This window comes from Gordonia aquimaris, from assembly GCF_026262595.1.
In the GTDB taxonomy this organism is placed as follows: Bacteria; Actinomycetota; Actinomycetes; order Mycobacteriales; family Mycobacteriaceae; genus Gordonia; species Gordonia tangerina.
Window position 1 is genome coordinate 78,761 of sequence record NZ_JAPKFM010000008.1, and the last position, 26,403, is coordinate 105,163.

A 26,403-nucleotide genomic window follows, 5' to 3' on the forward strand; every position below is an offset into this window, starting at 1 on the left:
ATCACAGCTCCTCGATGGCAAAGAGATGACACTCCTGGGTGCCGACGACCACCGCGGCGCTGCGGTCGGCTCGACTGAGCAGTGCCCGGTCTTCTTGCGGAATCAAACTCACCCCCGGACTGCGCTGGAGGTTCACCAGTGCCTCGTCGACGGTCTCGGCGGCCTCGTCGGACAGGGCAGTACGCAGCGCCGCCACCGCCACCCATGCGCCCGGACGTGGCGCGAGATCGTGGTAGGCCGATCGGATTCGGCTCTCGATGCCGATCGTCGCGGATCGGTCGGACCCGGATGGCTCGGTGTCGGGCTGTTCGGTGATGGGCTGTTCGGCCGGACGGAACACCTCGTGCAGCCGCAGATCTTCGGTATCGAGGTAGCGGCCGATGGCAGCCATCACCGCGTACAGGGCCCGGATCGGGGGTTGTGATCGGTGGGGCGGATCGGCTGCGAGTTCCCGGCTGCACCACGCCCATCCACGGTCGGTGAGCGCATGCACGTAGCTGTTGCGCGGTCCGCGGACCGACTCGATGAGGCCCAGGTCGTTGAGCGTCTCGCGGCTCCTGCGGGTGAGTTCTGGGGCCAGGCGGCGCAGCTCCGGGTTGGGTACTTCCCGTGCCTGGGACAACAAGACGAACAGCACCGCGCTCTGCGACGGTGTCAGCGAGGCGTGATCCAACGTCAGTGACTCCTCGTCGGTCGCGAAGCCAGATGGTCTGCCGACACGGCGTCACTGATCTGCGCGGCACGGCGCGGTGGTGTACGCGCGCGTCGAGCGCGGCTCGGGTCGACGGACATCGCCGCGGGTAGGCCATCGATCATCGGCGGACGATCTCGGCGGTGATCGCGGGAAGTGGCCGATGGCGGGAAGCGACAGTCATCGAGAGAAATATATCGGTCGGCGCCACCGTGGGCTCGGCGATGTCCCGCCGTCGTCGGCCGGCGCCGCGATTTCGGGTGTCGCGACGCGCTATGTCGCGTGCTCGCGGACCGGCCCCCGTTTGATTCCCAACAGCGTGAACACCGCGGCGCCGGTCGCGAAGACCACGAGCAATGCGAGGCCGACCGTGTAGCTGTGCTCCTCGGCGTTGTAGGTCGCGCCCATCACCATCGGCGGGAAGAAGCCGCCCAGGCCGCCCGCGGCGCCGACGATGCCGGTGACAGATCCCACTCGTTCGGTCGGGGCGGATTGCGCGACCCAGGTGAACACCGATCCCGACCCGAGTCCCATGCAGACCGCCATCAGCACGAAGTCGAGGCCCGCCAGGAACTCCAGCGGAGGCTCGGTGATCATCCAGATCGCCAGCACCGCAGCACCGGCGCAGGAGATGAAGGTGATCAGCTTGGGTCCGAACCGGTCGGACAGTACGCCTCCGATGGGTCGTGCGATGACAGCTGCGACCGCGAATCCCGCGGTGCGGGTGCCGGCCGCCTGCAGGTCGAAGTCGTAGATGTCCTTGAGATAGGTGGGCAGATAGGTGGAGAAGGCGACGAAACCACCGAAGGTCGCTGCGTAAAGGAATGACATCTGCCAGGTGATGGGGAGTTTCGCAGCGGCGATGAGTTTCGGTGTCACGGCCGCGCGATTGGGCTGCCAGGCGGGCGAATCGTGCATGAACATCCACACGATCACCGCCACCACGACCAGTCCCGCCGCGACGATCACGTGGGTGGTGACGTAGCCGAACCAACTGACGAAGCGCGGCGTGAAGAACGCCGACAACGCGGTCCCGCCCATACCGGCGCCGAAGATACCGGTGGCGAAACCGCGCTTGGACGGTTGATACCAGGCGTTCACGAACGGGATGCCGACCGCGAACGTGGTGCCGGAGATACCGAGGAAGAAGCCGACGACGAGCATCATCGGATAGGACCCGACCTCGCCGGCGACTGCGACCAACACCACGAAGGGTGCGGTCGCGATCAGCAGAACGGGGAACATCAACCGGCCGCCGTATCGGTCGGTGAGTGCGCCGGTGAGGATGCGCCCCACCGAACCGACGATGATCGGGATCGCGACCAACACCGACTTCTGGGTCGACGACAGGTGCAGGACCTCGGCATAGCGCACACCGAGCGGAGCGATGAGATTCCATGCCCAGAAGCTGATGCAGAAGGCAAGCGTCGCGAGGGCGAGGTTGAGGGTCTGACCCGACCGGAGATCTGCCGGGGTCGACGTGGCGGTGGTCATCGCTGGCGATCCTTTGTTCCGACGGGCGCCCAACCGGGCCGGTACGAGCGACTGCCGGGCGACTGCGCGACATCCCGGCTGCGGTAGACGATGTAGGGTCGGAACAGATAGTGCACCGGCGCGGTGAAGGCGTGGACGAGCCGGGTGAAAGGCACCATCGCGAACACCAACATCCCGACGAGCACGTGGATGTGGAAGCGCAGCGGTGCGGCGGCCATCGCATCCACATCGGGTTGCAGCACAAAGATCGACCGGAACCACGGCGACACGGTCTCGCGATAATTGACGCCCTCGGCGTCGGGCAGAGTGCCGATGAGGGTGATGTAGACGCCCAGAACCAGTGCGCCCGTGAGGACCACGTACATCAACTTGTCATTGGCCGTGGTGGCCATGAAGACCGGCCCGGTACGCCGTCGGCGGTAGATCAGAATCGCGATTCCACCCAAGGTCGCGACCCCCGCGATCAGGCCGAAGCCGGCGGCGACGACGTGATAGAGGTGCTCGGAGACCCCGATCGCCTCCGTCCACGACTCGGGGATTACCAAACCCATCGCGTGGCCGATGATCACCACGAGAATGCCGAAGTGGAACAGCGGTGACCCGATCCGGAGCAGCCGGGACTCGTAGAGCTCGGAGGATCGGGTGGTCCAGCCGAACTTGTCGTAGCGGTACCGCCAAATGGTGCCGCCGATCAGCAGCAGCAGCGTCACGTACGGTAGGACTCCCCAGAGCGCCACGTTCATTGGTTCGCCTGTGATCTCGACATCGGTTGGGTGCCGACGGCCGTTGGGGTGAGCGGTAGCAGACGTGGATCGAACGGGGCCAACCCCACCGTTTCGACGGGTGCGGACGCATCTCGCATCGCCATCACCGCGTCGCGTTCGGTTGGCGAGACGCCCGGCAGGGTTGCGCACACGGCGCCGATGACGTCGGCATAGGGAGTCTGCCGCTCTTCCAGTGCCAGACGCAGCAACTCAAGGGCCCGGCGATGCTCGACGAGGAGTTGGGTGCCGGCATACCGATCGCGGGCGGTGAACTCCAGCACGATGGGCAGATGATCGGGCAATTCTCCGCGCAGGTCGACCAACAAGCCGCTGTCGCGGTAGCGCTGTTTGAATTCGCTGAGCACCGAGCCGCGCCGGCGGGTGTCCCCGGCAGACCAGTACGACAGGTAGAGGGTGTGTCGACGAGAGAGGTCGAAGATCTCGATGTAGTGCTGCCGCAGCGTCATTGGATCGGTGTCGCGAAGGTGGGTGACGAACGAGCGAAGCGGGGCGACTGACTGGTCGGTGGCGGGTTGTTCGGCGAGTGCGGCGTCGAGAAGTGGGACCAGCGCCAGCGTGTCGTCATCGGGATAGCTCAGGCACACCGAGGCCGCCTGGGCGATGACGGCGGGGTCGGCGGTCCGCGACCGGCGCCACCTCATGTGCGTTCCGATCGTCGCGGGAACAGGCCGTCGGGGGCTCCGTTGCCGTCCCAGTTGAGCAGGTTGGTGCGGCCGGCCAACGAGTCGGAGCCCGCAGCGGTGTCGGTGGTCTGACGTTGCCGCAGGGCATGGAACGTCTCCACCGACACCGGTGCCGGGCGCCCGCTGGCCTCCCCGAACGCCGACGAGTCGAACATGCCGGGCCCGTCGTCGTAGTCGAGGGAGCAGCCCATCTCTTCGAGGTCGTGCGCCTGTTCGAGGTGCGCGGTCGGGATGACGTAGCGTTCGTCGTATTTGGCGATCGCCATCAGCCGGTACATGCGGTACATCTCTTCTTCGGTCATGCCGACTGCGGCCGGAATCGACGCGTCGAGCTCGCGGCCCAGCGTCACATTACGCATGTACGCCCGCATCGCAGCCAGGCGGCGCAGCACGTTCTCGATCACCGAACTGTCGCCGGCGGTGAACAATTCGGCGAGATAGTCCACCGGGATGCGCAAGGCGTCGATGGCCCCGAACAGGTTGCGGTGACTCTCGCCGTCGTGGCCCTGATCGGTGAGCAGATCGACGATCGGCGACAGCGGCGGAACGTACCAGACCATCGGCATGGTGCGGTATTCCGGATGTAGGGGCAATGCGACGCGGTACTTCTTGGCCAGTGCGTACACCGGTGACCGACGGGCGGCGTCGAGCCAGTCGTCCGGGATGCCCTGTACACGTGCTGCTGTGATGACCTCGGGATCTTCCGGGTCGAGCAAGAGGTCCAGCTGGGCCTGGTAAAGGTCCTGTTCGTCGGAGGTCGATGCCGCGTCGGTGACGGCGTCAGCGTCGTAGAGAAACAGGCCCAGGTAACGCAACCGCCCGACGCACGTCTCTGAGCACACGGTGGGTAGCCCCACCTCGACCCGCGGATAGCAGAAGGTGCACTTCTCGGCCTTGCCGGACTTGTGGTTGAAATAGATCTTCTTGTAGGGGCAGCCAGTGATGCACTGTCGCCAGCCGCGGCATCGGTCCTGGTCGACGAGAACGATGCCATCCTCGGACCGTTTGTAGATCGCGCCCGACGGACACGACGCCATACACGACGGGTTGAGGCAGTGCTCGCAGATCCGCGGCAGGTAGAACATGAAGGTCTGTTCGAAGCTCAACTTGATCGCGTCTTCGGATTCGCGGCGCAGCTTGGCCACGATCGGGTCGAGTCGACCCATTTCCGGTGCGCCACCGAGGTTGTCGTCCCAATTGGCCGACCACGTCACCTTGGTGTCCTCGCCGGTGATCAGCGACTTCGGGCGCGCGACCGGGAAATCGTCGCCGAGCGGGGCGTCGACGAGGGTCTGATAGTCGTAGGTCCACGGCTCGTAATAGTCGTCCAGGGTGGGCTGCACCGGGCTGGCGAACAGCGTGAGGAGCTTCTGCAACCTTCCACCCGTGCGGAGCCGCAGGCGGCCCCGCTTGTTCAGCTTCCATCCGCCGCGCCACTGGTCCTGGTCCTCGTAGCGCCGCGGATAACCCTGTCCCGGCCGGGTTTCGACGTTGTTGAACCAGACGTACTCGGTGCCGGCCCGGTTGGTCCAGGCCTGCTTACACGTGACCGAGCAGGTATGGCAGCCAATGCATTTGTCCAGGTTCATCACCATGCCCATCTGGGCCATCACGCGCATCAGTACGTCACCTCCTGGTTGCGTTTGCGGATCGTGGCGACCATGTCGCGCTGATTGCCGGTGGGGCCGAGATAGTTGAAGGCATACGACAACTGCGCGTAGCCGCCGATCAGGTGGGACGGCTTCACCAGCAGGCGGGTGGTCGAATTGTGAATGCCGCCGCGGCGGCCGGTGGCCTCCGACTTCGGGACGTCGATGGTGCGTTCCTGGGCGTGGTGGACATAGCAGACACCTGCAGGCATGCGGTGGCTGACAATGGCCCGGCAGACCACCACGCCGTTGGCGTTGACGCATTCGATCCAGTCGTTGTCGCAGACGTCGATGGCTGCGGCGTCCTGCGGGCTGAGCCATGCGGTCGGTCCGCCGCGGGACAGCGACAGCATGAACAGGTTGTCCTGGTACTCGGAGTGGATGGACCACTTGGAATGTGGCGTGAGGTAGCGCACCGTGATCTGCCGGCCGCCATCGGGACCCAGCTTGGGTTCGCCGAACAGCAGGTGCATGTCCAGCGGTGGGCGGTAGATGGGCAGCGACTCGCCGATGTCGATCATCCAGTCGTGATCGAGGTAGAAGTGCATGCGCCCGGTGAGGGTGTGGAACGGTTTGAGCCGTTCGATGTTCACGGTGAACGGGGCATAGCGTCGGCCACCGGTCTCCGATCCGGACCATTCCGGCGAGGTGATCACCGGCACCGGCGCCTGCTGGGTGTCGGCGAACCGGATTCGCTTCTCCTCGGACCCGCGTGCCAGATCGTCGAGTGGCATCCCGACGCGCTGTTGGAGCTTGCCAAAGCCGTTGACGGCCAGTTCGCCGTTGGTGGTGCCCGACAGGGTGAGGATGGCCTCGGCGAGTTTGGCGTCGGTGTCGATCGCGGGTCGGGAGTCGCCGGCACCGCCGAGCATGACCCCGTTGGCCTCGGCCAGTCTGGCGGTCTGTGCGGCGAGGTCGTAGGTGATGTTCTTGACCGTGAAGCCCGTCGAGTCGGCCAGGGGCCCGATGGTGGCCAACTTGTCGGCGATGGCGGTGTAGTCGCGTTCGACCACGCTGAAAACCGGCGTGTTGTGCCCCGGTTGGGCAGGCGCATCACTGCGCACCCAATCCCGAACCCGGCCATGGGGTTGCGCCGTCTCGCCGGGTGTGTCGTGTTGCAACGGCACGCTCACCAGGTCGCTGCGCACGCCGAGGTGTATGCGAGCGAGGTCGGAAAGTTTTCGCGCGAGCAGATGGAACATCTCGAAGTCGGTCTTGGCCTCCCACGGCGGATCGATCGCCGGGGTGAAAGCGTGCACGAACGGATGCATATCCGTCGAGGACAGATCGTGTTTCTCGTACCACGTCGCGGCCGGGAACACCACGTCGGAGAGCAACGTCGTCGACGTCATCCGGAAATCCGCTGAGACCAACAGGTCGAGCTTGCCCTCGGGTGCGTCGTCGTGCCAGGCGACGTCGCGCGGTCGTGGGGTGTTGGGGTTCTCGGTACCCAGGACGTTGTGGTGTGTGCCCAGCAGGTGACGCAGGAAGTACTCGTTGCCCTTCGCCGATGATCCCATCAGATTCGAGCGCCACAGAACCAATGTGCGGGGCCAGTTCTCGGGGGCGTCCACATCGGCGATCGACGGTGTGAGAGCGCCCGACGTCAGCTCTTGGGTGACGTAGCTGCCCACGTCGTCGGCGTCGCCCGCCGCGACGGCTGCGTCGGCGGCCTCGGCCACCTCGAGCGGGTTGGCCGAGAACTGCGGGTAGAACGGCATCCAGCCCAGGCGTGCGGACTGGGCGATCGCATCGGCGGTGTGTTGGTCGCCAAGAACCCCACGTGCCAGGGGAGAGGCCAGCGAAGCGGTGGAGTAGCCGTCGTTGCGCCATTGGTCGGTATGCATGTACCAGAACGAGGTTCCGGTCATGGTGCGTGGTGGTCGGGTCCAGTCCAGCGCGTTCGCCAGCGAGATCCACCCGGTGATCGGTCGGCACTTCTCCTGACCCACGTAGTGGGCCCAGCCGCCGCCGTTGCGGCCCATACACCCAGTGAGGATCAGCAACGACAGGATCGCCCGGTAGGTGGCGTCGCCGTGAAACCACTGGCAGATCCCGGCACCCATGATGATCATCGACCGACCGTCGGATTCGTCGGCGTTGGTGGCGAATTCGCGGGCGATCCGGATCGCCGACTCGGCCGGCACACTGGTGATCTCGGCCTGCCAGGCCGGGGTGTAGGGGATGGTGGTGTCGTCGTAACCGCTCGGCCAGTCGCCGGGCAGCCCGTCACGGGCAACGCCGTACTGGGCCAACATCAGGTCGAACACGGTGGTGACCAGGTGCCCACCGACACGGCGGGTGGGCACGCCGCGACGTAGCACCGTCCCGCTGCCGTCGGGCGAGTCGAACGCCGGGAAGCCCACCATCACGGGTTCGGCGGATGCGCCGTGCAGACTCAATGCGGGGCGGACACCGCCGAGATCGAGGTTCCAGTTGCCCATGCCGGAATCGGCGTAGCGAAAACCCATGGAACCGTTGGGGACCACGGGTTGCCCGGTGTTCTCGTCCAACAGTACGGTCTTCCACACGTCTTCGTCGGGAGACGCGGCGAGGTCGAGTTCGTCGGCGGTGACGAACTTTCCGGGCACATACGATCCGTCGTCGTGCTCGTCGAGGTGGATCAGGAACGGCAGGTCGGTGTAGGTGCGTACGTAATCATCGAAAAACGGTGTGCGGCGCCGTACGAAATACTCGGTCAGAATTACATGTCCCATTGCCATCGCCAGCGCCGCGTCCGTGCCGGCCTGCGCGGGCAGCCATTCGTCGGCGAACTTCGTGTTGTCGGCGTAATCGGGACTCACGGTGACGACCTTGGTGCCGCGGTAGCGGACCTCGGCCATCCAATGGGCGTCCGGGGTGCGGGTGACGGGGACGTTGGAACCCCACATCAGCAGGTAGGTCGCATCCCACCAGTCGCCCGATTCGGGAACGTCGGTCTGGTCGCCGAACACCTGTGGGCTGGCGACCGGCAGATCGGCATACCAATCGTAGAACGACGTCATCACGCCGCCGATCAACTGGATGAACCGGGTTCCGACGCAGTGCGACACCATCGACATCGCTGGAATGGGGGAGAAGCCGGTACACCGGTCTGGTCCATGGGTCTTGATGGTGTGGACGTGGGCGGCGGCCGCGATCTCGATCGCCTCGTCCCACGAGACCCGGATTAGTCCACCCTTGCCGCGAGCGCGTTGATAGGAGCGGCGGCGCAACGGATCGTCGACGACATCGGCCCAGGCGAGTACCGGATCACCCAGGCGTGCCTTGGCTTCCCGGAACATCTCCACGAGAACTCCGCGGGCATAAGGGTAGCGGACGCGGGTGGGTGAGTAGGTGTACCAGGAGAAAGCCGCCCCTCGCGGGCATCCGCGGGGTTCGTACTCGGGACGGTCGGGACCTACGGACGGGTAGTCGGTTTCCTGGGTTTCCCAGGTGATGATGCCGTCTTTGACGTAGACCTTCCACGAACACGATCCGGTGCAATTGACCCCGTGGGTGGAACGCACCACCTTGTCGTGGCTCCAGCGGTCGCGGTAGAACACGTCACCGTCGCGACCGCCGCGACGGAACACCGCGCGACCGTCGTCAGACTCGTCCCACCGGGTGAAGAATCTGCCGATGTCCAGCAGAGCCTTCGCCGCTTCACCGTCAACCCCCGCTGACCGGCCCATAAGCCGTAACCATACGAGCTCATGCCCGTCGATTGGTGAAATGCGGGAAATCAGTTGATGAACCGCTGTTGCTCACAACCGCGCACGTGGTCGGTGAGGTTCGGCGTCTGGTGTGCCCGAGGTGGATGTCAGCTGGTCGCCACTGTGAGTAGGACGGCCGAATCCTGTTGTGCCACCAAGCCGTGGCGTTCGTCTGGGATGGCCAACAGATCGCCGTCGATGCCCTCCCATTTCTCGGTCGCGGTGCTCAGCGTGACGTGTCCGCGCAAGATCTGCAGACTCGCCTCTCCCGGACTCTCGTGATCGGCCATCCGGTTCCCGGCAACAAGGGCGATGACCGTCTGGCGCAGGCGATGATCGGCACTGCCGTAGAGGGTCTGGGCAGCCCGGCCGCTGCTGGCGGAATGCGCGGTGGTGAGCAGTCGGTCGACGAGTTCGGGCAGGCGGGTGGCATCCATACCGTCAACTTTCGCACCGTCTCCGGTCGGGAGCGACCCTTCTCGTCGAAATCGCCGAAGGCAGGACGCCTGGCCGGTCGACGCACACCGTGACGCGCAGGATGCGGTCATCGCCGGGTGCGGACGCTCCACGCCCGTCGGTGTTGCTCGTGCTGACCCACAGCGATCCGTCCGGGGCCGCGGCCACGGCCCGCAACCGGCCGTATGTGTCGTCGAACAGTGCCTGCGGTTCGCCGACATCGGTGCCAGCCCCGAGCGGTATCTGCCACAGCCGGCGCCCACGCAACGCCGCCATGTACGCCTGGCCGCCGATGATCGCGAGACCCGCCGGCGAGGCCTGGTCGGTGGACCAGGTGGTCATCGGTGCGATGAAGCGGGGATCGTCGGATTCGCCCTCGAACTGCGGCCACCCGTAATTGCCGCCGCGTTCGATGAGGTTGAGTTCATCGCGTCGGTCCTGACCGAATTCGCTGGCCCACAACCGCCCGGCGCCGTCGAACGCCAGGCCCTCGTTGTTGCGATGTCCCATCGACCACACCTCGTTGCCGAAGGGGTTATTCGGAGCCGGACGGCCGTCGTCGTCGACGCGCAGGATCTTGCCGTTCAACGCGTTGACATCCTGGGCGACCTCGGGCTGGGTCGCGTCGCCGACCGCGACATAGAGGAAGCCCTCGGGCCCACGAACGACGGCGCCGCCGTGATGGTTGAACGCGGTGTCGAGGCCGGTGATCAGCGGCCTCGGGTTCCAGACCCGTTCGCCGTCGAACTCCATCCGCACCAACCGGTTGTCACGTTCGGTGGTGTAGTACACGAACACCGTGTCCTCGTCGGTGCCGAGCGCGATGCCTTGCAGGCCTCCCTCGCCGCGGGGTGCGGCGTCGGAGATGTCCCCGACCGTGCGGACGTCCCCGTCGGGGGAGATCCGCACGATCGTGGCGTCGTCTCGCTGGGTCACCAGGGCCGAACCGTCACGCAGGAAGGTGATGGCCCACGGCACATTGAGGCCCTCGGCGACCGTCGCGGTCACCGTGGGCGACGCGGCGTCGGTCGTGGGTGGTGCATCGGACGTGAGGTCGGAGTCGGACGACGGCGACGTGATGGGCTCGACGTCGGCGCAGGAAGCGACGAAGCCGGCCACGCCCGCCAGCGCTCCGGCGGTCAAGAACTGTCGGCGGTCCATGACATCGATGGTGCCCGAATTGTCGGAAGCGTGCCCGCCCCGAATCTGCCGAACCGCATCCGGTCGGCCACGCAGGTCGTCTCGCAACACGCAGGTCCGCTCCGAAGGCGCGGCTCGTCGACCGCTCGCGCGACCCGAGCCGACCCGCGCGATCCGAGTCCACCCGCGCGACGATCATCCGCCTCCGGCCGGTCCGACACCGACCGGCTAACGTCGCCAACATGGCGGCGAGACGATTGCGGCGATCTGGGACGACGACCCGACATCGGCCCTGCTGTCCGGCGGATTTCGGGATGCCTGTGCCGCGGCCGGCGCACAGCGGCTCCAGGTGAACATCAGCGACGCCGCGGTGGCCGGGGCGATGCGGATCAGCGAATTCGACCCACCGATCGATGCGGTGGTGAGCATCTGGGCCGACGATCCGACCGACGTTCTCGACCTGCTCGATGTACGGGTGGGCGCAATGGCCGCCTGGCAGGTCGATGAACGCACCCCGCTGCACCCCGCGCTGCCGGCCGACGGCTCCCGGATCGACGCGCTGGCCAACGTCGCCTTCCTGCGGCGACCGGTCGACCTGCCGCGTGCCGACTGGCTGCGCATCTGGCTCGACGATCACACCCGCGTGGCGATCGAGACCCAGGCGACCTTCGGCTATGTCCAGAACATCGTCGAACGGGCGCTCACCCGGGACGCCCCGGTCGTCGACGCCATCGTCGAGGAGCTGTTCGCAATGGACGCGGTGTCCGACGTCCACGCGTTCTATGGCAGCGGGGGAGATCAGCAAGAGCTCGAACGTCGCATGACGCGAATGCTGGAGAGTGTTGCGCGGTTCGGCGCGCACCAGAATCTGGATGTCGTGCCGACGTCGCGGTACGACTTCGAAGTCGGGCCGCGGTGATCTCGATACGCTCGCTCGCCCGGGGGGCTCGCGGGCTACTCGATCACCGGTGGGGGCCGCGCGCCGGTGGAGTACCCCACCTGCTGGTTGAGTAGCGCCGCGCGAGCTTGCGAGCCGGCGCGTATCGAAACCCGGTGACCCGAGCCCGCGACGCCCGCTCCGTGAGGAACCTCCCGCAACGATTTGGGTCTGGCCAGCCAATTCTCTACACTTGAACGGTTGCCTGCCCGTGGCGGGCTGCTCACCACAACTGAACAGTCGCCGGTGCTGGTGAAAAGCCAGGGGCATCGGCGGCAAGAACCTTATGCACAACTATCCACTTCGTGGAAGGCCCACCGCAGGTCAGGGATCATTTTCCCGTGTCCGGCGCTGTATGGGAACCGCTACGAGAAAGGTTGACGGTCAACCATGACCATGACTGACCCGATCGCAGACTTCTTGACACGTCTGCGTAACGCCAACTCGGCGTTCCACGACGAGGTGACCCTGCCGTCGTCGAAGATCAAGGTGAACATCGCCGAGATCCTCAAGCGCGAGGGCTACATCACCGAGTACCGCACCGAAGATGCGGAGATCGGCAAGAACCTCGTCGTCACCCTGAAGTACGGCCCCAGCCGTGAGCGCAGCATCGCCGGTCTGCGTCGCGTGTCCAAGCCGGGCCTGCGGGTGTATGCAAAGTCCACCAACCTGCCCAAGGTGCTGGGCGGCCTCGGCGTGGCCATCATCTCCACGTCGTCGGGCCTGCTCACCGACCGCCAGGCAGCGAACCAGGGCGTGGGCGGCGAAGTCCTCGCCTACGTCTGGTAGGGGAGTCCTCACATGTCGCGTATTGGAAAGAGCCCCATCGAGATCCCTGCCGGCGTCGACGTCACCATCGACGGGCAGGACGTGCGGGTGAAGGGCCCCAAGGGTGAGCTGAGCGTCACTCTGTCGGAGCCGATCACCGTCGCCAAGGAAGACAACACGATCGTTGTCACCCGGCCGAACGACGAGCGTCGCAACCGTTCCCTGCACGGCCTGAGCCGCACGCTGGTGAACAACCTCGTCGTCGGCGTCACGCAGGGCTACACCACGAAGATGGAGATCTTCGGTGTCGGCTACCGCGTGCAGGCCAAGGGCAGTGACCTCGAGTTCGCCCTGGGCTACAGCCATCCCGTTCCGATCGAGGCGCCCGAAGGCATCTCCTTCGCCGTGGAATCACCCACGAAGTTCTCGATCTCGGGTATCGACAAGCAGCAAGTCGGCCAGATCTCGGCGAACATCCGCCGCCTGCGTCGTCCGGACCCCTACAAGGGCAAGGGCATTCGCTACGAGGGTGAGCAGATCCGTCGCAAGGTCGGAAAGACGGGTAAGTAAGCCATGAGTGATACAGCAACCAAAACTGTTCGCAAGCCCCTGGGCAAGGACGTGTCGACGCGTCGTCGCACCGCGACCGCCAACCGGCACTTCCGTCTGCGCAAGAAGGTCAGCGGCACCCCCGAGCGTCCGCGTCTGTCGGTCAAGCGCAGCTCGCGCCACATCCACGTGCAGCTGATCGACGACCTGGCCGGCAAGACCCTGGCCGCGGCGTCGTCCATCGAGGCCGACGTTCGCGCCGCCGGTGGCGACAAGTCCGCGCAGGCCCGCAAGGTCGGCGAACTGATCGCCGCCCGTGCCAAGGCAGCTGGCGTCGAGACCGTCGTGTTCGACCGTGGTGGCAAGGAGTACCACGGCCGGATCGCCGCACTCGCCGACGCCGCCCGCGAGGGAGGGCTGACCTTCTGATGACCATCTACACCAGCTACACCACCATGACCGGAGGGAACCTCTGATGCCCGGACGTCAGCGTGACGGCGGAAACGGACCCGCCGGAAACGACAACAACGCCGCCACCGGCGGCAACAACGACCAGCGCGGCGAGCGTCGCGGCCGTGGTCGTCGCGACGACCGCGGCGGCCGTGATCGCGAGGATCGCAACCAGCTCGAGCGCGTGGTCGCCATCAACCGTGTCTCGAAGGTGGTGAAGGGTGGCCGTCGCTTCTCCTTCACCGCACTCGTGGTGGTCGGCGACGGCCAGGGCATGGTCGGTGTCGGCTACGGCAAGGCCAAGGAAGTCCCGGCCGCGATCCAGAAGGGCGTCGAAGAGGCTCGCAAGAACTTCTTCCGCGTGCCGCTGATCGGCGGCACGGTGACCCACCCGGTGCAGGGTGAGGCCGCCGCCGGTGTCGTGATGCTCCGTCCGGCCAGCCCCGGTACCGGTGTGATCGCCGGTGGCGCGGTGCGTGCCGTGCTGGAGTGCGCGGGCGTGCACGACGTGCTCGCCAAGAGCCTCGGCAGCGACAACGCGATCAACGTGGTCCACGCCACCGTTGCCGCGCTGAAGATGTTGCAGCGGCCGGAGGAGGTCGCCGCACGTCGTGGTCTGCCGATCGAAGATGTCGCACCCGCGGGCATGCTGCGGGCGCGCGCGGGCCAGGGAGCGTGAGAGTGATGGCAGAGCTGAAGATCACCCAGATCAAGGGCACCATCGGTACCAAACAGAACCAGCGTGACAGCCTGCGGACCCTCGGACTGAAGGGCATCCGCAAGTCGGTCACCCGCGAGGACACCCCGATCAACCGCGGCCTCATCAACGTGGTTCGGCACCTCGTGACAGTCGAAGAGGTCAAGTAATGACAATCAAGCTCCATCACCTTCGCCCCGCTCCGGGCGCGAAGACCGAGAAGACCCGTGTGGGTCGCGGTGAGGGGTCCAAGGGTAAGACCGCAGGCCGCGGCACCAAGGGAACCAAGGCGCGTAAGAACGTGCCCGCCGCCTTCGAGGGTGGCCAGATGCCGATCCACATGCGGTTGCCGAAGCTCAAGGGCTTCAAGAACAACAACCGGGTCGAGTACCAGGTCGTCAACGTGGGCGATATTGCACGGCTGTTCCCGCAGGGCGGCTCCATCGGTGTCGACGAGCTCGTCGCCGCCGGTGCGGTTCGTAAGAACCAGCTCGTCAAGGTGCTCGGCGACGGAGACCTCGGCGTGAAGGTCGACGTCACCGCCAACAAGTTCACGGCTTCGGCCAAGGAGAAGATCGCGGCTGCCGGCGGCAGCGCGACCGAACTCTGAGTCGTCACCGCTGACCGACGGACGGCTTCACGGACTTCCGTGCAGCCGTCCGTCGTGTCACGTCGGACAAGCCGGACACCGGGCCGTCGCGCTGACGAGCGCCGATGACGTGACTGTTAGAGTTCAAGCGTTGTCTTGACGCTTCGATCAACGTCGATTGCCGAGCACGTGGGGGATGCGAGTCCTCGTCGCGTGGTCGTTCCTAGGAGGAGTTAGTGCTTTCCCCCCTCGTCGCGGCCTTTAGGACGCCCGATCTGAGGAAGAAGATCCTCTTCGTCATCGGCATCATCGTGCTGTACCGGTTGGGAGCGACCATCCCATCGCCCGGCGTCGATTATCAGGCCGTACGAGCGTGCCTCGATGAGGTGTCGCAGGGCGACTCGGCCAACATCTACTCGCTGATCAGCCTGTTCTCGGGCGGCGCGCTGCTGCAGCTGTCCGTGTTCGCGATCGGCATCATGCCCTACATCACCGCCAGCATCATCGTGCAGCTGCTGACGGTGGTGATCCCACGCTTCGAGCAGCTGCGCAAGGAAGGTCAGTCCGGCCAGGCCAAGATGACGCAGTACACCCGCTACCTCACGGTGGCGCTGGCCCTGCTGCAGTCCACCGGCATCGTCGCACTCGCCGATCGCGGACAGCTACTGGCCGACTGTTCAGTCGGCGACCAGATCATTAACGACCAGTCGATCTTCGGTCTGGCCATCATCGTGCTGGTGATGACTGCCGGCGCCTGTGTGGTCATGTGGTTCGGCGAGCTCATCACCGAGCGCGGTGTCGGCAACGGCATGTCGCTGCTGATCTTCGCCGGTATCGCCGCCCGAATCCCGGCCGAGGGCAAAAACATCCTGGACACCCGTGGGGGACTGGTGTTCGGCCTGGTCTGCGTTGCGGCGCTGCTCATCGTCGCCGGCGTGGTGTTCATCGAGCAGGGCCAGCGCCGCATCCCGGTGCAGTACGCCAAACGCATGGTGGGCCGCAAGATGTACGGCGGATCGTCGACGTATCTGCCGCTGAAGGTCAACCAGGCCGGCGTCATCCCGGTGATCTTCGCCTCATCGCTGCTGTATCTTCCGCAGCTCATCTTGCAGCTGACCCAGGATCCCGCGGGCGAACAGTCCACCTGGCAGCGCTACATCAGCGAGTACCTCACCGACCCGGGGAGCTGGGTCTACATCGTCGTGTACTTCCTGATGATCATCTTCTTCACCTACTTCTACGTCGCCGTCACCTTCAATCCGGAGGAGCGCGCCGAGGACATGAAGAAGTACGGCGGCTTCATCCCGGGAATCCGTCCGGGCCAGCCGACCGCCGACTACCTGGGCTATGTGTTGAGCCGCATCACACTGCCGGGGTCGATTTACCTGGGTATCATCGCCGTACTGCCCAACCTGTTCCTCGAGATCGGTAACAGCGGTGGTGTGCAGAACTTGCCATTTGGGGGCACGGCCGTGTTGATCATGGTCGGTGTGGGTCTGGACACGATGAAGCAAGTCAACAGTCAATTGATGCAACGTAAGTACGAAGGATTCCTCAAGTGAGACTCGTCATTCTCGGCCCCCCCGGCGCCGGCAAGGGTACCCAGGCGGAACTGCTGTCCGAGGCGATCGGCATCCCGCACATCTCCACCGGTGACCTGTTCCGTGCCAACATCTCCCAGGGAACCGCGGTCGGCATCGAGGCCAAGCGCTATCTCGATGCCGGTGACCTGGTGCCCTCGGAGATCACGGTCGACATGGTGCGTGCCCGGGTGGGCGAGCCCGATGCCGCCAAGGGATTCATCCTCGACGGATTCCCGCGCTCGACCGAGCAGGCCGACGCACTCAAAGACATTCTCGCCAAGCTCGACGCCGGCCTCGATGCCGTGCTGTCGTTCGTCGTCGACACCGACGTCGTGGTGGAGCGGATGATGGCCCGTGGCCGCGCCGACGACACCGAAGAGGTGATCCGCAACCGGATGGCGGTCTACACCAAGGAGACCGCACCGTTGCTCGAGTACTACGGCGACGAGGTCAAGACCATCGACGCCGTCGGCGACGTGCAGGACGTCCACCAGCGTGTGCTCAGCGCGCTGGGTGCGGGCGTGTCCTGATCGGCACCACGGCACCGTAGCCCATCTGCTCATGGCTTTTCGTAAACCCAAACCTGTGCCGTTCCGGACGCCCGGTGAGGTCGACGCCATGGCGGCGGCCGGCGTGGTCGTCGGCGCCGCCCTCGTTGCGGTGCGCGCGGCCGCGACGGTCGGGGCCACCACCCTGGATCTCGACGAGGTCGCCGAGTCGGTGATCCGGGATGCCGGGGCGATCCCGTCCTTCAAGGGCTACCACGGCTTTCCCGGATCGATCTGCAGCTCGGTCAACGAGGTAGTGGTCCACGGCATCCCGTCGACGGATGTGGTCCTCGCCGAAGGCGACCTGGTGTCCATCGACTGCGGCGCCATTCTCGATGGTTGGCATGGTGACTCGGCATGGACGTTCGGGGTGGGGGAGCTCTCCACCGCGGATGCGGAACTGTCCGAGGCCACGCGTCTGTCGATGGAGGCCGGTATCGCCGCCATGGTCGACGGCGCCCGGCTCACCGACATCTCGCATGCCATCGAACTCGGTACCCGTGCCGCCGAACAGAAGTTCGGGCGTTCCTTCGGCATCGTCGCCGGGTACGGCGGTCACGGGATCGGCAGAGAGATGCACATGGAGCCGTTCCTCGCCAATGAGGGCAAACCCAACCGCGGTCCGCGGTTGGTGATCGGTTCGACGCTGGCCATCGAGCCGATGCTCACGTTGGGTACCACCGAGACATCGGTCCTCGACGACGACTGGACCGTCGTCACCGACGACGGGTCGCGCGCAGCGCACTGGGAGCACACCGTCGTGGTGACCGGCGACGGTCCGCGGATCCTCACCACACGCCCGAACTGATCGCTCACCTGCGCCGGAACGCAGGTGAACCGGGTGATGCGTTGCTAGGCTGACCTCCAGACGAAACCTGGACCGGACGGTGGGCGATGGTCACGACCGAGGAAACCGCGGCAAACGCAGACATCGCCGGTGGTGTCCGCGCAAGGATGTCCGATGCCCGGCGAATTGTCGGCCGCGTCCCATTCACCATCGGTCTGTGGTCGCTGATCCTCATCGTCGGTGTCACCACCGGATCGTTGTGGGGGCGGGCGCCGGAGAAGAGTTGGTACTCCGATGTGGCATTCGGTCTGCCGTCGCTCGGCGATCTCCGGTGGTGGACGCTGCTGTCGTCCGGCGTGGTGGAGACGAGCCCCGGCACATATGTGGTTGCGCTGATCGCGGTGGCTGTCGGGATCGGTTGGGCGGAATGGCGTTTGGGGACCGTTCGGGTGTCAATGGTCGCCATCGGTGGTTTCGTGCTGGCCGAGCTGATCTGCGCGATTGCGTTGTGGCTGTTGACCCGTGGTGGGCTGTCCTGGGGATGGGCCGAGCAACTGGCCGACACACGGACCACCGGCGCCATGACGATGGTGATCTGCGCCGTCGCGGTCGCGACGGCGACCCTGCGCTCGCCGTGGCGACTTCGGCTGCGAGCGCTGCTGGCCGCGGCGGTCGCCATCACGTTTCTCTTCGAAGGGACGTTGGCGACCACGCAGTATGTGGTGGCGGTCGTGGTGATGCTGTGGATCGGTGAGAAATGGTTCAGCACTGACGAACACGGGTTCTTCGCCCGGACCCGACGAGAGGTCCGGCTGCTCGCCTGCATCGGTGTGCTGGTCATCGCGGCCGCGAGTCTGGTGGTGTGGATGTTCCCCACCGACGGCCCGTTCGGGCCGACCGACGCCGCCGATGACGACTCCGTGTGGTCCATCCTGATCGGCGTCGTCATCAACGTGCTCATCGCCGATCAGCTCCGGCGCGGCCGTCGGTGGGCGTGGTGGGTGGCCGTGGTGCTGGGTTCGCTCACCGTCAGCATCACCGTCGTGGTCCTGGTGCTGCTCGCCGTGACGAGGGATTTCGACTCCGAGGGCTCCGTGACCATGGGGACGTCACTGCTGTGGGCCGTGGAGTTGGCCATCCTGATCCCCGGGCGGTTCGCCTTCCGGGTGCCGTGGCGGGTCAAGTACGACGGGCCTGCCGGCGACGATCCGGTCGCCGCCGTCAAGGATCTGGTGCGCGAGCACGGTGGCGGCACCATGTCGTGGATGATCACCTGGCCCGGAAACGATTACCTGTTCTCCGCGAACGGGTCCGGTGTGGTGGCGTATCAGAGCCACATGGGCACCCTGCTGGCATTGGCCGATCCCGTGTGTGACGACGACGAGCTGCTGCCGACCGTGCAGGGTTTCATCGATCTTGCGGAGCGGAGCGGGAAGACGCCCTGCTGGTTCTCGGTCGGTGCGGACACCGCCCGTGCGGCAGAGGAACTGGGCTGGCGCAGCGTGCAGATCGCCGAGGACACGATCGTCGACCTGACCGACCTCGCGTTCACCGGCAAGAAGTGGCAGCACGTGCGGTCGGCGCTGAACAAGGCCAAGAAGCAATCGATCTCATGCCGGGTGACGGATCTGTCCGCCGAACCGTTCTCGATCAAGTCGCAGGTCCGGGCCATCTCCGAGGAATGGGTGGGGGACAAGGGGCTGCCGGAAATGGGTTTCACGCTCGGCAGCGTCGACGAGGCGATGGATCCCGAGGTGCGGGTGGCGCTGGCGCTCGACGACGAGGGCAGTGTGCACGGCGTGCTGTCGTGGCTGCCGGTCTACGCTACCGGTGGCGAGATCCGCGGCTGGACCCTCGACATCATGCGTCGACGGACCGACGGCTTCGGGCCGGTCATCGAGTATCTGATCGCGTCATCTGCGGTGATCTTCTCTGGCGAAGGGGCACAGTTCATTTCCCTGTCCGGCGCACCGTTGGCGCACAGTGAGGACGCGCCGGAGCCCGAGCGGATGGATCGGGTGCTGGACAGTCTCGGTGCGGCGATGGAACCGTTCTACGGCTTTCGATCGCTACATGTCTTCAAGAAGAAGTTCAATCCACGCTATGAGGCGGTGTACCTCGCCTATCGCGACGAGGCCGACCTTCCGCGTATCGGCGTGGCGATCAGCAGGGCGTATCTTCCCGATGCGACTCCGCGTCAGCTGGTGCGGTTGGCGGCCTCGCGCGGCGGCGACTGATGGTGCCTCGTCGCTGCGAATGGGCTGCAACCCAGATTGTCCTGCGTAGGTCGAGAACCTTGCCATCGTTGATGACACCTGGTCGCCAGGGGCGCCGTGGTCACCTCCCTGGCCAACGACCTCAATCCACGCACGATCGCCGACGGGTACTCCGCGATCATCGAGAACGTCTATTCGGATCGAGAGTCATCCCCGATATGTTGGTCGATCCATCGCAGGACCGCGGGGTCGGTACTGCGTAGCCGAGTCATCTCTTCGCCCGCGTCACAGGTTCGCAGTGACACGACCGCTTCGTCGTGCCGTAGCGACAGAATCTCGACGACGCCACCTGAGTCGTGCCATCGACGTATGGACGATAGGGCATCCTCGTCGGTCATCGTCTCAGATCACACCCAGCGAGAGCATCGCGTCGGCCACATGGGTAAAAGACGCAATGTTGGCGCCCAGGACGTAGTCGCCCGGAACGCCGTACTCATCGGCGGTGGCCAGACAGGTGTGATGGATCGCGCTCATGATGTCGGAGAGACGATCCTCGGTGTGCTCGAAGCTCCAGGAATCGCGAGAAGCGTTCTGCTGCATCTCGAGTGCGCTCGTGGCGACGCCCCCCGCGTTGGCGGCTTTTCCGGGGGCGAACCGCACGCCCGCGCGAGCGAAAGCGCGAATCGCATCGGGCGTGCACGGCATGTTCGCGCCTTCGGCCACGATCTGGCAACCATTGTCGATCAGCGCCTGTGCGCCGTCGGCATCGAGTTCGTTCTGGGTGGCGCAGGGGATCGCGATGTCAGCGGGCACGTCCCAGATGGACCCGGAGGTGACCGAGCGGGCGCTCTCGCCGCGATGCTCCACATAGTCGGAGATGCGTCCGCGCTCGACTTCCTTCACCTGCTTCAACGCGGCGAGGTCGATCCCTTTGTCGTCGATGACATAGCCATTGGAGTCCGAACATGCCACGACGTGTCCACCGAGCTGCTGCACCTTCTCGATCGCATGAAGTGCCACGTTGCCGGAGCCGGATACCACGACCCGTCGGCCATCGAACTGCGCTCCCGACGCGGCCAACATCTCTTGGACGAAGTAGACGACGCCGTAGCCCGTCGCCTCGGTACGCACCTGGGAGCCGCCCCATGCAAGCCCCTTGCCGGTGAGCACTCCCGACTCATAGCGGTTGGTGATCCGCTTGTACTGACCGAAGAGATATCCGATTTCTCGGCCGCCTACGCCGGTGTCCCCGGCCGGTACATCGGTGTACTCGCCGATGTGCCGGTAGAGCTCGGTCATGAAGGACTGGCAGAAACGCATCACCTCACCGTCCGAGCGCCCCTTGGGGTCGAAATCGGCGCCCCCCTTGCCGCCGCCGATGGGCAGACCGGTCAGAGCGTTCTTGAAGATCTGCTCGAAGCCGAGGAACTTCATGACGCCCAGGTACACAGTGGGGTGAAAGCGGAGGCCACCCTTGTATGGTCCGAGCGCAGAATTGAACTCCACGCGAAACCCGCGGTTGATCTGGACTCTCCCGTCGTCGTCCACCCACGGAACGCGGAAGATGATCTGACGTTCCGGTTCGCAGAGCCGCTTGATGATGCCGGCATCTGCGTAGTGCGGATGCTGTGCCAACACCAGCCCGAGGCTGTCGAAGACCTCGTGCACCGCCTGGTGGAACTCTGCCTCGCCCGGATTGCGGGCGACGACCTCGTCGTAGAGATCGCTGATCTTTCCGTCGAGTCTCGTCACGTCTGCGCGACCTCCTGTCAAAATCTGTCTGTCGTCGCCTTCCAACGCGATGTGGTGAGGCGACAGCTCCTCGCGAGCCTATCGGTCGACAGAATCCCAGACGACATGACCATCGTCACGCACCCGGGCGCCGGTGCGGGGTGTGATCGACCAGTCGACCGTCGGGCATGCGCAGACGTTCACGACGGTGGACTTACCGGCTGTGCTCGCCGACTACCACCGACCTCATCCAGGGGTAAAGATCGAGTTCGTCGAGGACATCTCCCCCCTCGTGCTTGTCATGCAGAACCTGCTCCGAGGTGGCCTCGACATGGCTTTCATCGCGCTCGACGATAGACCACTTGATCACCCGTGCGAGGTTCTCACCAGTTACCACGAACCATTGGTCTGGGCGTCGCGGTGATACCAGCTGCGATCGCAGTCCGGTCACCCGCTGTGCGATCGGTCGAGTTGCAGACCGCAACGTCCGCGAACCGGTCTGTGGCACTCATCGCGCGCGACGGTGGACCGTTTGATCCGGCCGCGCAGGAGTTCCTGCGGCTGCTGCGTTCGTGATCTGTTCGACATGCCGACGGCACCATCTCGACAGCAGATCCAGCCCACGATCCACCGACACCGACGCGCCGTCGATCATGATTGCGGACATCGATTCCACTCTGCCGCCATTGATCTCCGCGTGATACGTGATCGCCCGGGCGAGCTCTTCGGTGAACTCGAGACGCTCCCGCCTCGAGCGGCCCCGTCCGTCTGACATGACGAGCAGTCGACACGATTCCGCCGCGGCCGCGACATCGCCGGCAGTGGTCACCATTCGAGATCGATGGCGGAACATAGTGATTCGTTTCCGCCAGCTCGACGGCAGGAGAGTTGATGACGCAGCGGGAACCGGACAGACGATCACCACCTGCTCGCCGGCAGGCAGCGTATCGGTCCTACGCGGGTCCCCGAGTGAGAACATGTGCACGCCAGGCTCCGACGTGGTTTCGGGCGAATCGCGGCGTGCGCCGTCCTCGGTGAGGGCCCCGAGTACCACGGTTGCCGGCTGGCAACTCGCGGTGATCACAGTGAGCGCGATCTCGCTCGCCGGGTGATTCAGAAACCTTGGACGGCGCGCACGTTCAGCTTGGTTGAACACACTCCAGGATGGTGATGGTACTGACCGTGCCGTTGGGAAGGCGGTACGAATGTCGCTCGCCCACAGAAGATCCCAAAACAGCCTGCCCCAGCGGGGAGTCGGGTGAGCAGGTCTCGACACCGACGAACGGCTCTTGGGTCGGATCGCCGACATGAATACGCGCAACATCATCGACGTCGTCATCGAAGGACACTGTCACGATTGATCCCTCTTGCGCGCGGCCCGGATCGTCGGACCGGATCGACCAACCGTCGCTGGAGGACGCGAGCATTGATCGTACGCGGACGAGTTGGGCGTCGAGCATCTCGACTACGCGTACTGCGCGATGGTAGTCGTCGTTGTTTTCGAGATCGCCCACGCTGCGTAGTTCGACCATCGCCGCATGCGCCGTGATCCGCTCCTGCGAAAGTCGATTGACCTCGTCATGTAGTTCAGCGCGGGGCCGAGTCTCGGGCCACATGGTTTCCACGATTGTCACGTCTCTCCTATAACTGCAACGGATTGTGAATTCGAAGATTCGCGTTCAGCCGACGACCATGGGGGCCAACGTCGACAGTCCCAGGGCGGGATGGCGCAAGGCGATGTCTCGCCGTCCGCGCCGATCGGTGCTCGACACCAGCGTCAGAATCCAAGGAATGGTCTCCTCGGCCGACATCGACTGGTGTGTAGACGAATCGAGTGTCCTCAGGAGGTCGCGTGACAAGCTCTCCAACCGCGCGGCGGTGAGTCTGCCAGAACTGTCAGCGAAGGCCAGGCAGATGTCGTAGGTCGACGGACATGGTTCTTCGCGGCTCGAATTGGCCTGAGTCCACTGCCGCGCGAGCATCCGAGACGCCTTCTCCTCGACCACGCACGAGCGCATGGTCGGATGCGGAAACGCCTCGGCGGCTTGTTCGATTGCGGCCTCGACGAAAGCATCGCGACGCGCTCGCGACGCACACACTCGGATACGACACTCCATCACAACCGCTTTCACGGCCACTCACTCCTTTTCTGGCGCGGGTGCCATGGACTCTAGCCCAAAAAAAAGAAAAAGCCAGTCGCTCGTCGTGCGCGGGATGATCGGGAAATTCACTGGTAGGAAATGAATGTCGATTTTCGTATACCTGCGCCACTGCGCCTGGGCCCGCCTGGACTTTGTGGGATTCTCGGCTATGGTCTCGAGGGAGCGGATTTTATCCGCGATCACTTTCGGCATTGAGGTAACGATGGCGGAGAAGAAGACCAGTTCCAAGCAAAAACGTCTGGCACTGAAAGCGCAGCGTCAACGTAAGCGCGCCGAGGTGGGCGCAGTCGCCATTCGCAAACGCAAGAGTGGTTGATGGCGGACCTGACGGTGGCCTCGGCGTTCTGTTCGAGACCTTGCACGAGCATTCTCGGCGGTAGCCGGCGTGCGGTACAGATCGACGGACCTGCGCGACGGCCACGAGCTGGTGTGACGCGAGGAATAGATATTCGGTAAGGCGCGTATTCTCGACTGCTTCTCGCCGTCGATGACCAGCGACCTTCGCTCCGATCCGTGCGGCATGTCGAAGCTGCGTGAACATCTGGTGACCCGCTCGGGCTTGCGCAGAGATGGGTCGGAGGCCACCTGGGGCTACTACATGGGTGTTTCGGTGGGTGATCGAGTGCGTGGTTGTCGCAGAACGGGCGTGGCACCTGCAGGAGCGTTCGATTGACCCGTGCTCTTCGACCCACGGACGGGTCGCGACCATCTCGACTATGCAGGACTCAATTGGCGCCCGACGGCACCGACGACGAGTTCTCCTTGGGCAGATAGGGCTCCAGGGCGGCGGCGAGTTTGTCCGGGGTCATCGACTGCAACCAGATGTGGCCCGGTCCGTGGATCTCGGCGAGGAACAGTGAGTCGCCGAAGAACTTGTTCTTGACGCCTTTGACCTTCGCGAACTCCAGCGGCATCTCGGCACGGAACAATGCCAGGTGGCCGGGATGCACGAGCATGGATTGGCCCGCAGCCAAGTCGTATTCGACAATCTCGCCGGACAGCTGGACCCAGGCCGAGCCAGATCCGGAGAGCTTCTGGAAGATCACGCCCGCGCCGCCGAAGACACCGACTCCGAGTTTGCGCTGCAGCCCCACTGATACCTCGACGTCGTTGGTGCTGACCATGAAGGAGCCGTTCTGCACCATGAACTCGTCGGCCGCGTCGATCTGCAGATGACGGATCTGGCCGGGCATACTGGCCGCGAATGCGACGAAGCCGCCACGCGACGGCGCTGTGTACTTCGTCAGGAACAACTGTCCGCCGCCGAGCATCCGCTTGAGACCGCTCATGAAACCGCCCTTGCCACCGGAGCCGAACGACGTGGAGGTCTCCATGTCGAAACCGGGCGTGAGCCAGGCGACGTCGCCGCCCTCGGCGATGATGTGCTCGCCGGGATCGAGGGTCAGTTCGAAAACGGACATGATGGTGCAGTTGTTCTGGGTCTGCACGACCTCAGCTCAAGGGGACGATGTCACCGTCGCCCGGGTTTGCACCCGATCGGCACGCGTGTAGAGCACCATCGACTCGCCGCGGGAGAACCCGACAAGGGTGATGCCGCGTTCGTCGGCCAGGTCCGCGGCCAGCGAAGACGGCGCCGATACCGCCGACAACATCGATATCCCCGCCATCGCCGCCTTCTGCACGAGCTCGAAGCTGGCACGCCCGGATACCTGAAGAATGTGCCCGCGCAAGGGAAGTTGTTGCGCGGCGGCCGCCCAACCGATCACCTTGTCCACCGCGTTGTGGCGCCCCACATCCTCACGGAGTACCACGATGTCCCCGGTTGCGGCGTTGACGAGCGCCGCCGCGTGCAGCCCACCGGTTTTGTCGAACACCGACTGACCTGCGCGTAGCCGCGTCGGAAGGTCCAGCAGGAACTCGGGGTCGACGATGAGCGGGTCGGATGCGGGATGAAAAGCAGATCGGGTGGTCACCGCGTCGATGCTGTCCTTGCCGCACACCCCACACGCACTGGTGGTGGTGAAGCTGCGTGCCAGCTCCGGTGCCGGCGGCGGCACCTCCGGGGTCAGTGCGACATCGAGCACGTTGTAGGTGTTGACGCCGTCTTCGGTGGCCCCGGCGCAATAGCGGGCGCCCCGGACCTGATCGCCGCCGGTGATCACCCCCTCGGACACGAGAAAGCCGAACGCCAGATCAACGTCATTGCCGGGTGTGCGCATGGTGACGACCAACGGGCGACCGTTGACGCGGATCTCGAGCGGCTCCTCGACGGCGAGCACGTCGGCGCGCGCCGATGGCGGTGCGTTACGCCGAATCCTGGTTACCCGCCGACGGGTGGTGATACGTCCCACGTGGTCAGCCTACCGATGCTCGGAGGCCTGATCAGACGTCGACGATCAATGTGACCGGCCCGTCGTTGGTCAGGGAGACCTCCATGTGCGCACCGAAGCGGCCGGTGGCGACCGTCGCGCCCAGCTCGCGCAGCGTGTCGACGACCGCATCGACGAGCGGTTCGGCCACCGACCCCGGCGCGGCCCCGTTCCACGACGGCCGTCGACCCTTCGCGGTGTTCGCATACAGCGTGAACTGACTGATCACCAGGATCGGTGCGTCGAGGTCGGCGGCCGACGCCTGTGTGTCGTCTCCGTCGAGGATGCGCAGCCGCCAGATCTTGTCCGCCAGCGTGGCGGCGTGCGCGGATGTGTCGTCGTGGGTGACTCCGACAAGTGCGACGAGGCCGTGCCGGCCGTCGGAGAGATCGAGCTCGCCGACCGTTTTGTCATCGACGGCCACCGACGCCCGACTCACCCGTTGGATCACTGCACGCATGCG

The 26,403-nt window shown here is 65.1% G+C and carries 27 protein-coding genes; 13 read left to right on the top strand and 14 right to left on the bottom strand.

Going from position 1 to position 26,403, the window contains the following annotated elements:
- Nucleotide 1: 1 nt before the first annotated feature.
- The 8 genes from OSB52_RS09915 to OSB52_RS09950 form a co-directional block, all read right to left on the bottom strand.
- The gene (locus OSB52_RS09915) at nt 2–673 is read right to left on the bottom strand and encodes a MarR family transcriptional regulator (protein ID WP_266061528.1); all 672 of its coding nucleotides are present in this window, start codon (nt 671–673) and stop codon (nt 2–4) included.
- A gap of 291 nt (nt 674–964) precedes the next feature.
- Nucleotides 965–2,185 (bottom strand): MFS transporter, encoded by a 1,221-nt coding sequence (locus OSB52_RS09920; RefSeq protein WP_235724970.1) that lies wholly within the window; start codon nt 2,183–2,185, stop codon nt 965–967.
- Entirely contained in the window at nt 2,182–2,928 is a 747-nt protein-coding gene (narI, locus tag OSB52_RS09925) for a respiratory nitrate reductase subunit gamma (protein WP_235724971.1), read from the bottom strand. The genes OSB52_RS09920 and narI overlap by 4 nt, the downstream gene beginning before the upstream one ends.
- Nucleotides 2,925–3,611: a nitrate reductase molybdenum cofactor assembly chaperone gene (gene narJ / locus OSB52_RS09930; protein WP_235724972.1), complete on the bottom strand. Its 687-nt coding sequence runs from the start codon at nt 3,609–3,611 to the stop codon at nt 2,925–2,927. The genes narI and narJ overlap by 4 nt, the downstream gene beginning before the upstream one ends.
- Nucleotides 3,608–5,272 carry a nitrate reductase subunit beta gene (gene narH, locus OSB52_RS09935; RefSeq protein WP_235724973.1) on the bottom strand — a complete coding sequence of 555 codons (1,665 nt, stop codon included), beginning with the start codon at nt 5,270–5,272 and terminating at the stop codon, nt 3,608–3,610. The genes narJ and narH overlap by 4 nt, the downstream gene beginning before the upstream one ends.
- Nucleotides 5,272–8,976, bottom strand: coding sequence for a nitrate reductase subunit alpha (locus OSB52_RS09940; RefSeq protein ID WP_235724974.1), 3,705 nt, complete (start codon nt 8,974–8,976; stop codon nt 5,272–5,274). The genes narH and OSB52_RS09940 overlap by 1 nt, the downstream gene beginning before the upstream one ends.
- Nucleotides 8,977–9,104: 128 nt before the next feature.
- Nucleotides 9,105–9,434, bottom strand: a complete 330-nt coding sequence (locus tag OSB52_RS09945; RefSeq protein ID WP_235724975.1) for a cupin domain-containing protein — start codon at nt 9,432–9,434, stop codon at nt 9,105–9,107.
- A gap of 4 nt (nt 9,435–9,438) precedes the next feature.
- Nucleotides 9,439–10,614, bottom strand: a complete 1,176-nt coding sequence (locus OSB52_RS09950; protein ID WP_235724976.1) for a PQQ-dependent sugar dehydrogenase — start codon at nt 10,612–10,614, stop codon at nt 9,439–9,441.
- Nucleotides 10,615–10,849: 235 nt separating this feature from the next.
- Here OSB52_RS09950 and OSB52_RS09955 point away from each other — a divergent pair, with 235 nt between their 5' ends.
- The 11 genes from OSB52_RS09955 (at nt 10,850) to OSB52_RS10005 (ending at nt 19,738) form a co-directional block, all read left to right on the top strand.
- Nucleotides 10,850–11,512 carry a hypothetical protein gene (locus tag OSB52_RS09955; protein ID WP_372512395.1) on the top strand — a complete coding sequence of 221 codons (663 nt, stop codon included), beginning with the start codon at nt 10,850–10,852 and terminating at the stop codon, nt 11,510–11,512.
- Between the two features lie 408 nt (nt 11,513–11,920).
- A complete protein-coding gene (rpsH, locus tag OSB52_RS09960; protein ID WP_235724978.1) occupies nt 11,921–12,319 on the top strand; it encodes a 30S ribosomal protein S8 in 399 nt (132 codons plus the stop codon).
- Between the two features lie 12 nt (nt 12,320–12,331).
- The gene (rplF, locus tag OSB52_RS09965; protein WP_235724979.1) at nt 12,332–12,868 is read left to right on the top strand and encodes a 50S ribosomal protein L6; all 537 of its coding nucleotides are present in this window, start codon (nt 12,332–12,334) and stop codon (nt 12,866–12,868) included.
- 3 nt (nt 12,869–12,871) lie between these two features.
- Nucleotides 12,872–13,276, top strand: coding sequence for a 50S ribosomal protein L18 (gene rplR, locus OSB52_RS09970; RefSeq protein WP_235724980.1), 405 nt, complete (start codon nt 12,872–12,874; stop codon nt 13,274–13,276).
- A 46-nt stretch (nt 13,277–13,322) separates the two neighbouring features.
- On the top strand, nt 13,323–13,976 hold the full coding sequence (rpsE, locus tag OSB52_RS09975; protein WP_235724981.1) for a 30S ribosomal protein S5: 654 nt from the start codon (nt 13,323–13,325) through the stop codon (nt 13,974–13,976).
- A gap of 5 nt (nt 13,977–13,981) precedes the next feature.
- Nucleotides 13,982–14,164, top strand: coding sequence for a 50S ribosomal protein L30 (gene rpmD, locus OSB52_RS09980; RefSeq protein ID WP_187589711.1), 183 nt, complete (start codon nt 13,982–13,984; stop codon nt 14,162–14,164).
- Entirely contained in the window at nt 14,164–14,604 is a 441-nt protein-coding gene (gene rplO / locus OSB52_RS09985; protein ID WP_235724982.1) for a 50S ribosomal protein L15, read from the top strand. The genes rpmD and rplO overlap by 1 nt, the downstream gene beginning before the upstream one ends.
- Nucleotides 14,605–14,819: 215 nt before the next feature.
- A complete protein-coding gene (gene secY / locus OSB52_RS09990) occupies nt 14,820–16,145 on the top strand; it encodes a preprotein translocase subunit SecY (protein WP_235724983.1) in 1,326 nt (441 codons plus the stop codon).
- On the top strand, nt 16,142–16,696 hold the full coding sequence (locus tag OSB52_RS09995; RefSeq protein WP_266061529.1) for an adenylate kinase: 555 nt from the start codon (nt 16,142–16,144) through the stop codon (nt 16,694–16,696). The genes secY and OSB52_RS09995 overlap by 4 nt, the downstream gene beginning before the upstream one ends.
- Before the next feature lie 31 nt (nt 16,697–16,727).
- Nucleotides 16,728–17,522 carry a type I methionyl aminopeptidase gene (gene map, locus OSB52_RS10000; protein WP_266061530.1) on the top strand — a complete coding sequence of 265 codons (795 nt, stop codon included), beginning with the start codon at nt 16,728–16,730 and terminating at the stop codon, nt 17,520–17,522.
- A gap of 146 nt (nt 17,523–17,668) precedes the next feature.
- Nucleotides 17,669–19,738 carry a bifunctional lysylphosphatidylglycerol flippase/synthetase MprF gene (locus OSB52_RS10005; RefSeq protein ID WP_266061574.1) on the top strand — a complete coding sequence of 690 codons (2,070 nt, stop codon included), beginning with the start codon at nt 17,669–17,671 and terminating at the stop codon, nt 19,736–19,738.
- A gap of 381 nt (nt 19,739–20,119) precedes the next feature.
- On the opposite strand, the gene gdhA is transcribed toward OSB52_RS10005, so the two are convergent.
- Nucleotides 20,120–21,469 (bottom strand): NADP-specific glutamate dehydrogenase, encoded by a 1,350-nt coding sequence (gene gdhA, locus OSB52_RS10010; RefSeq protein ID WP_266061531.1) that lies wholly within the window; start codon nt 21,467–21,469, stop codon nt 20,120–20,122.
- Between the two features lie 142 nt (nt 21,470–21,611).
- Here gdhA and OSB52_RS10015 point away from each other — a divergent pair, with 142 nt between their 5' ends.
- Entirely contained in the window at nt 21,612–21,872 is a 261-nt protein-coding gene (locus tag OSB52_RS10015) for a LysR substrate-binding domain-containing protein (protein WP_266061532.1), read from the top strand.
- 715 nt (nt 21,873–22,587) lie between these two features.
- On the opposite strand, the gene OSB52_RS24990 is transcribed toward OSB52_RS10015, so the two are convergent.
- A complete protein-coding gene (locus OSB52_RS24990) occupies nt 22,588–23,082 on the bottom strand; it encodes a GreA/GreB family elongation factor (protein ID WP_235724987.1) in 495 nt (164 codons plus the stop codon).
- A gap of 45 nt (nt 23,083–23,127) precedes the next feature.
- Nucleotides 23,128–23,580: a hypothetical protein gene (locus tag OSB52_RS10025; RefSeq protein ID WP_235724988.1), complete on the bottom strand. Its 453-nt coding sequence runs from the start codon at nt 23,578–23,580 to the stop codon at nt 23,128–23,130.
- 112 nt (nt 23,581–23,692) lie between these two features.
- On the opposite strand from OSB52_RS10025, the gene OSB52_RS10030 reads away from it, so the two are divergent.
- The gene (locus OSB52_RS10030; protein ID WP_235724989.1) at nt 23,693–23,926 is read left to right on the top strand and encodes a hypothetical protein; all 234 of its coding nucleotides are present in this window, start codon (nt 23,693–23,695) and stop codon (nt 23,924–23,926) included.
- Between the two features lie 409 nt (nt 23,927–24,335).
- Here OSB52_RS10030 and OSB52_RS10035 read toward each other — a convergent pair whose 3' ends face one another.
- From OSB52_RS10035 to dtd, 3 genes are read right to left on the bottom strand one after another with little or no spacing between them, the layout of a single operon-like run.
- Complete coding sequence (locus OSB52_RS10035) at nt 24,336–25,031, bottom strand: TIGR00266 family protein (RefSeq protein ID WP_266061533.1); 696 nt, start codon at nt 25,029–25,031, stop codon at nt 24,336–24,338.
- Between the two features lie 36 nt (nt 25,032–25,067).
- Nucleotides 25,068–25,922 (bottom strand): formate dehydrogenase accessory sulfurtransferase FdhD, encoded by an 855-nt coding sequence (gene fdhD / locus OSB52_RS10040; protein WP_266061534.1) that lies wholly within the window; start codon nt 25,920–25,922, stop codon nt 25,068–25,070.
- Nucleotides 25,923–25,953: 31 nt separating this feature from the next.
- The gene (dtd, locus tag OSB52_RS10045) at nt 25,954–26,400 is read right to left on the bottom strand and encodes a D-aminoacyl-tRNA deacylase (RefSeq protein WP_266061535.1); all 447 of its coding nucleotides are present in this window, start codon (nt 26,398–26,400) and stop codon (nt 25,954–25,956) included.
- Between the last annotated feature and the right edge of the window lie 3 nt (nt 26,401–26,403).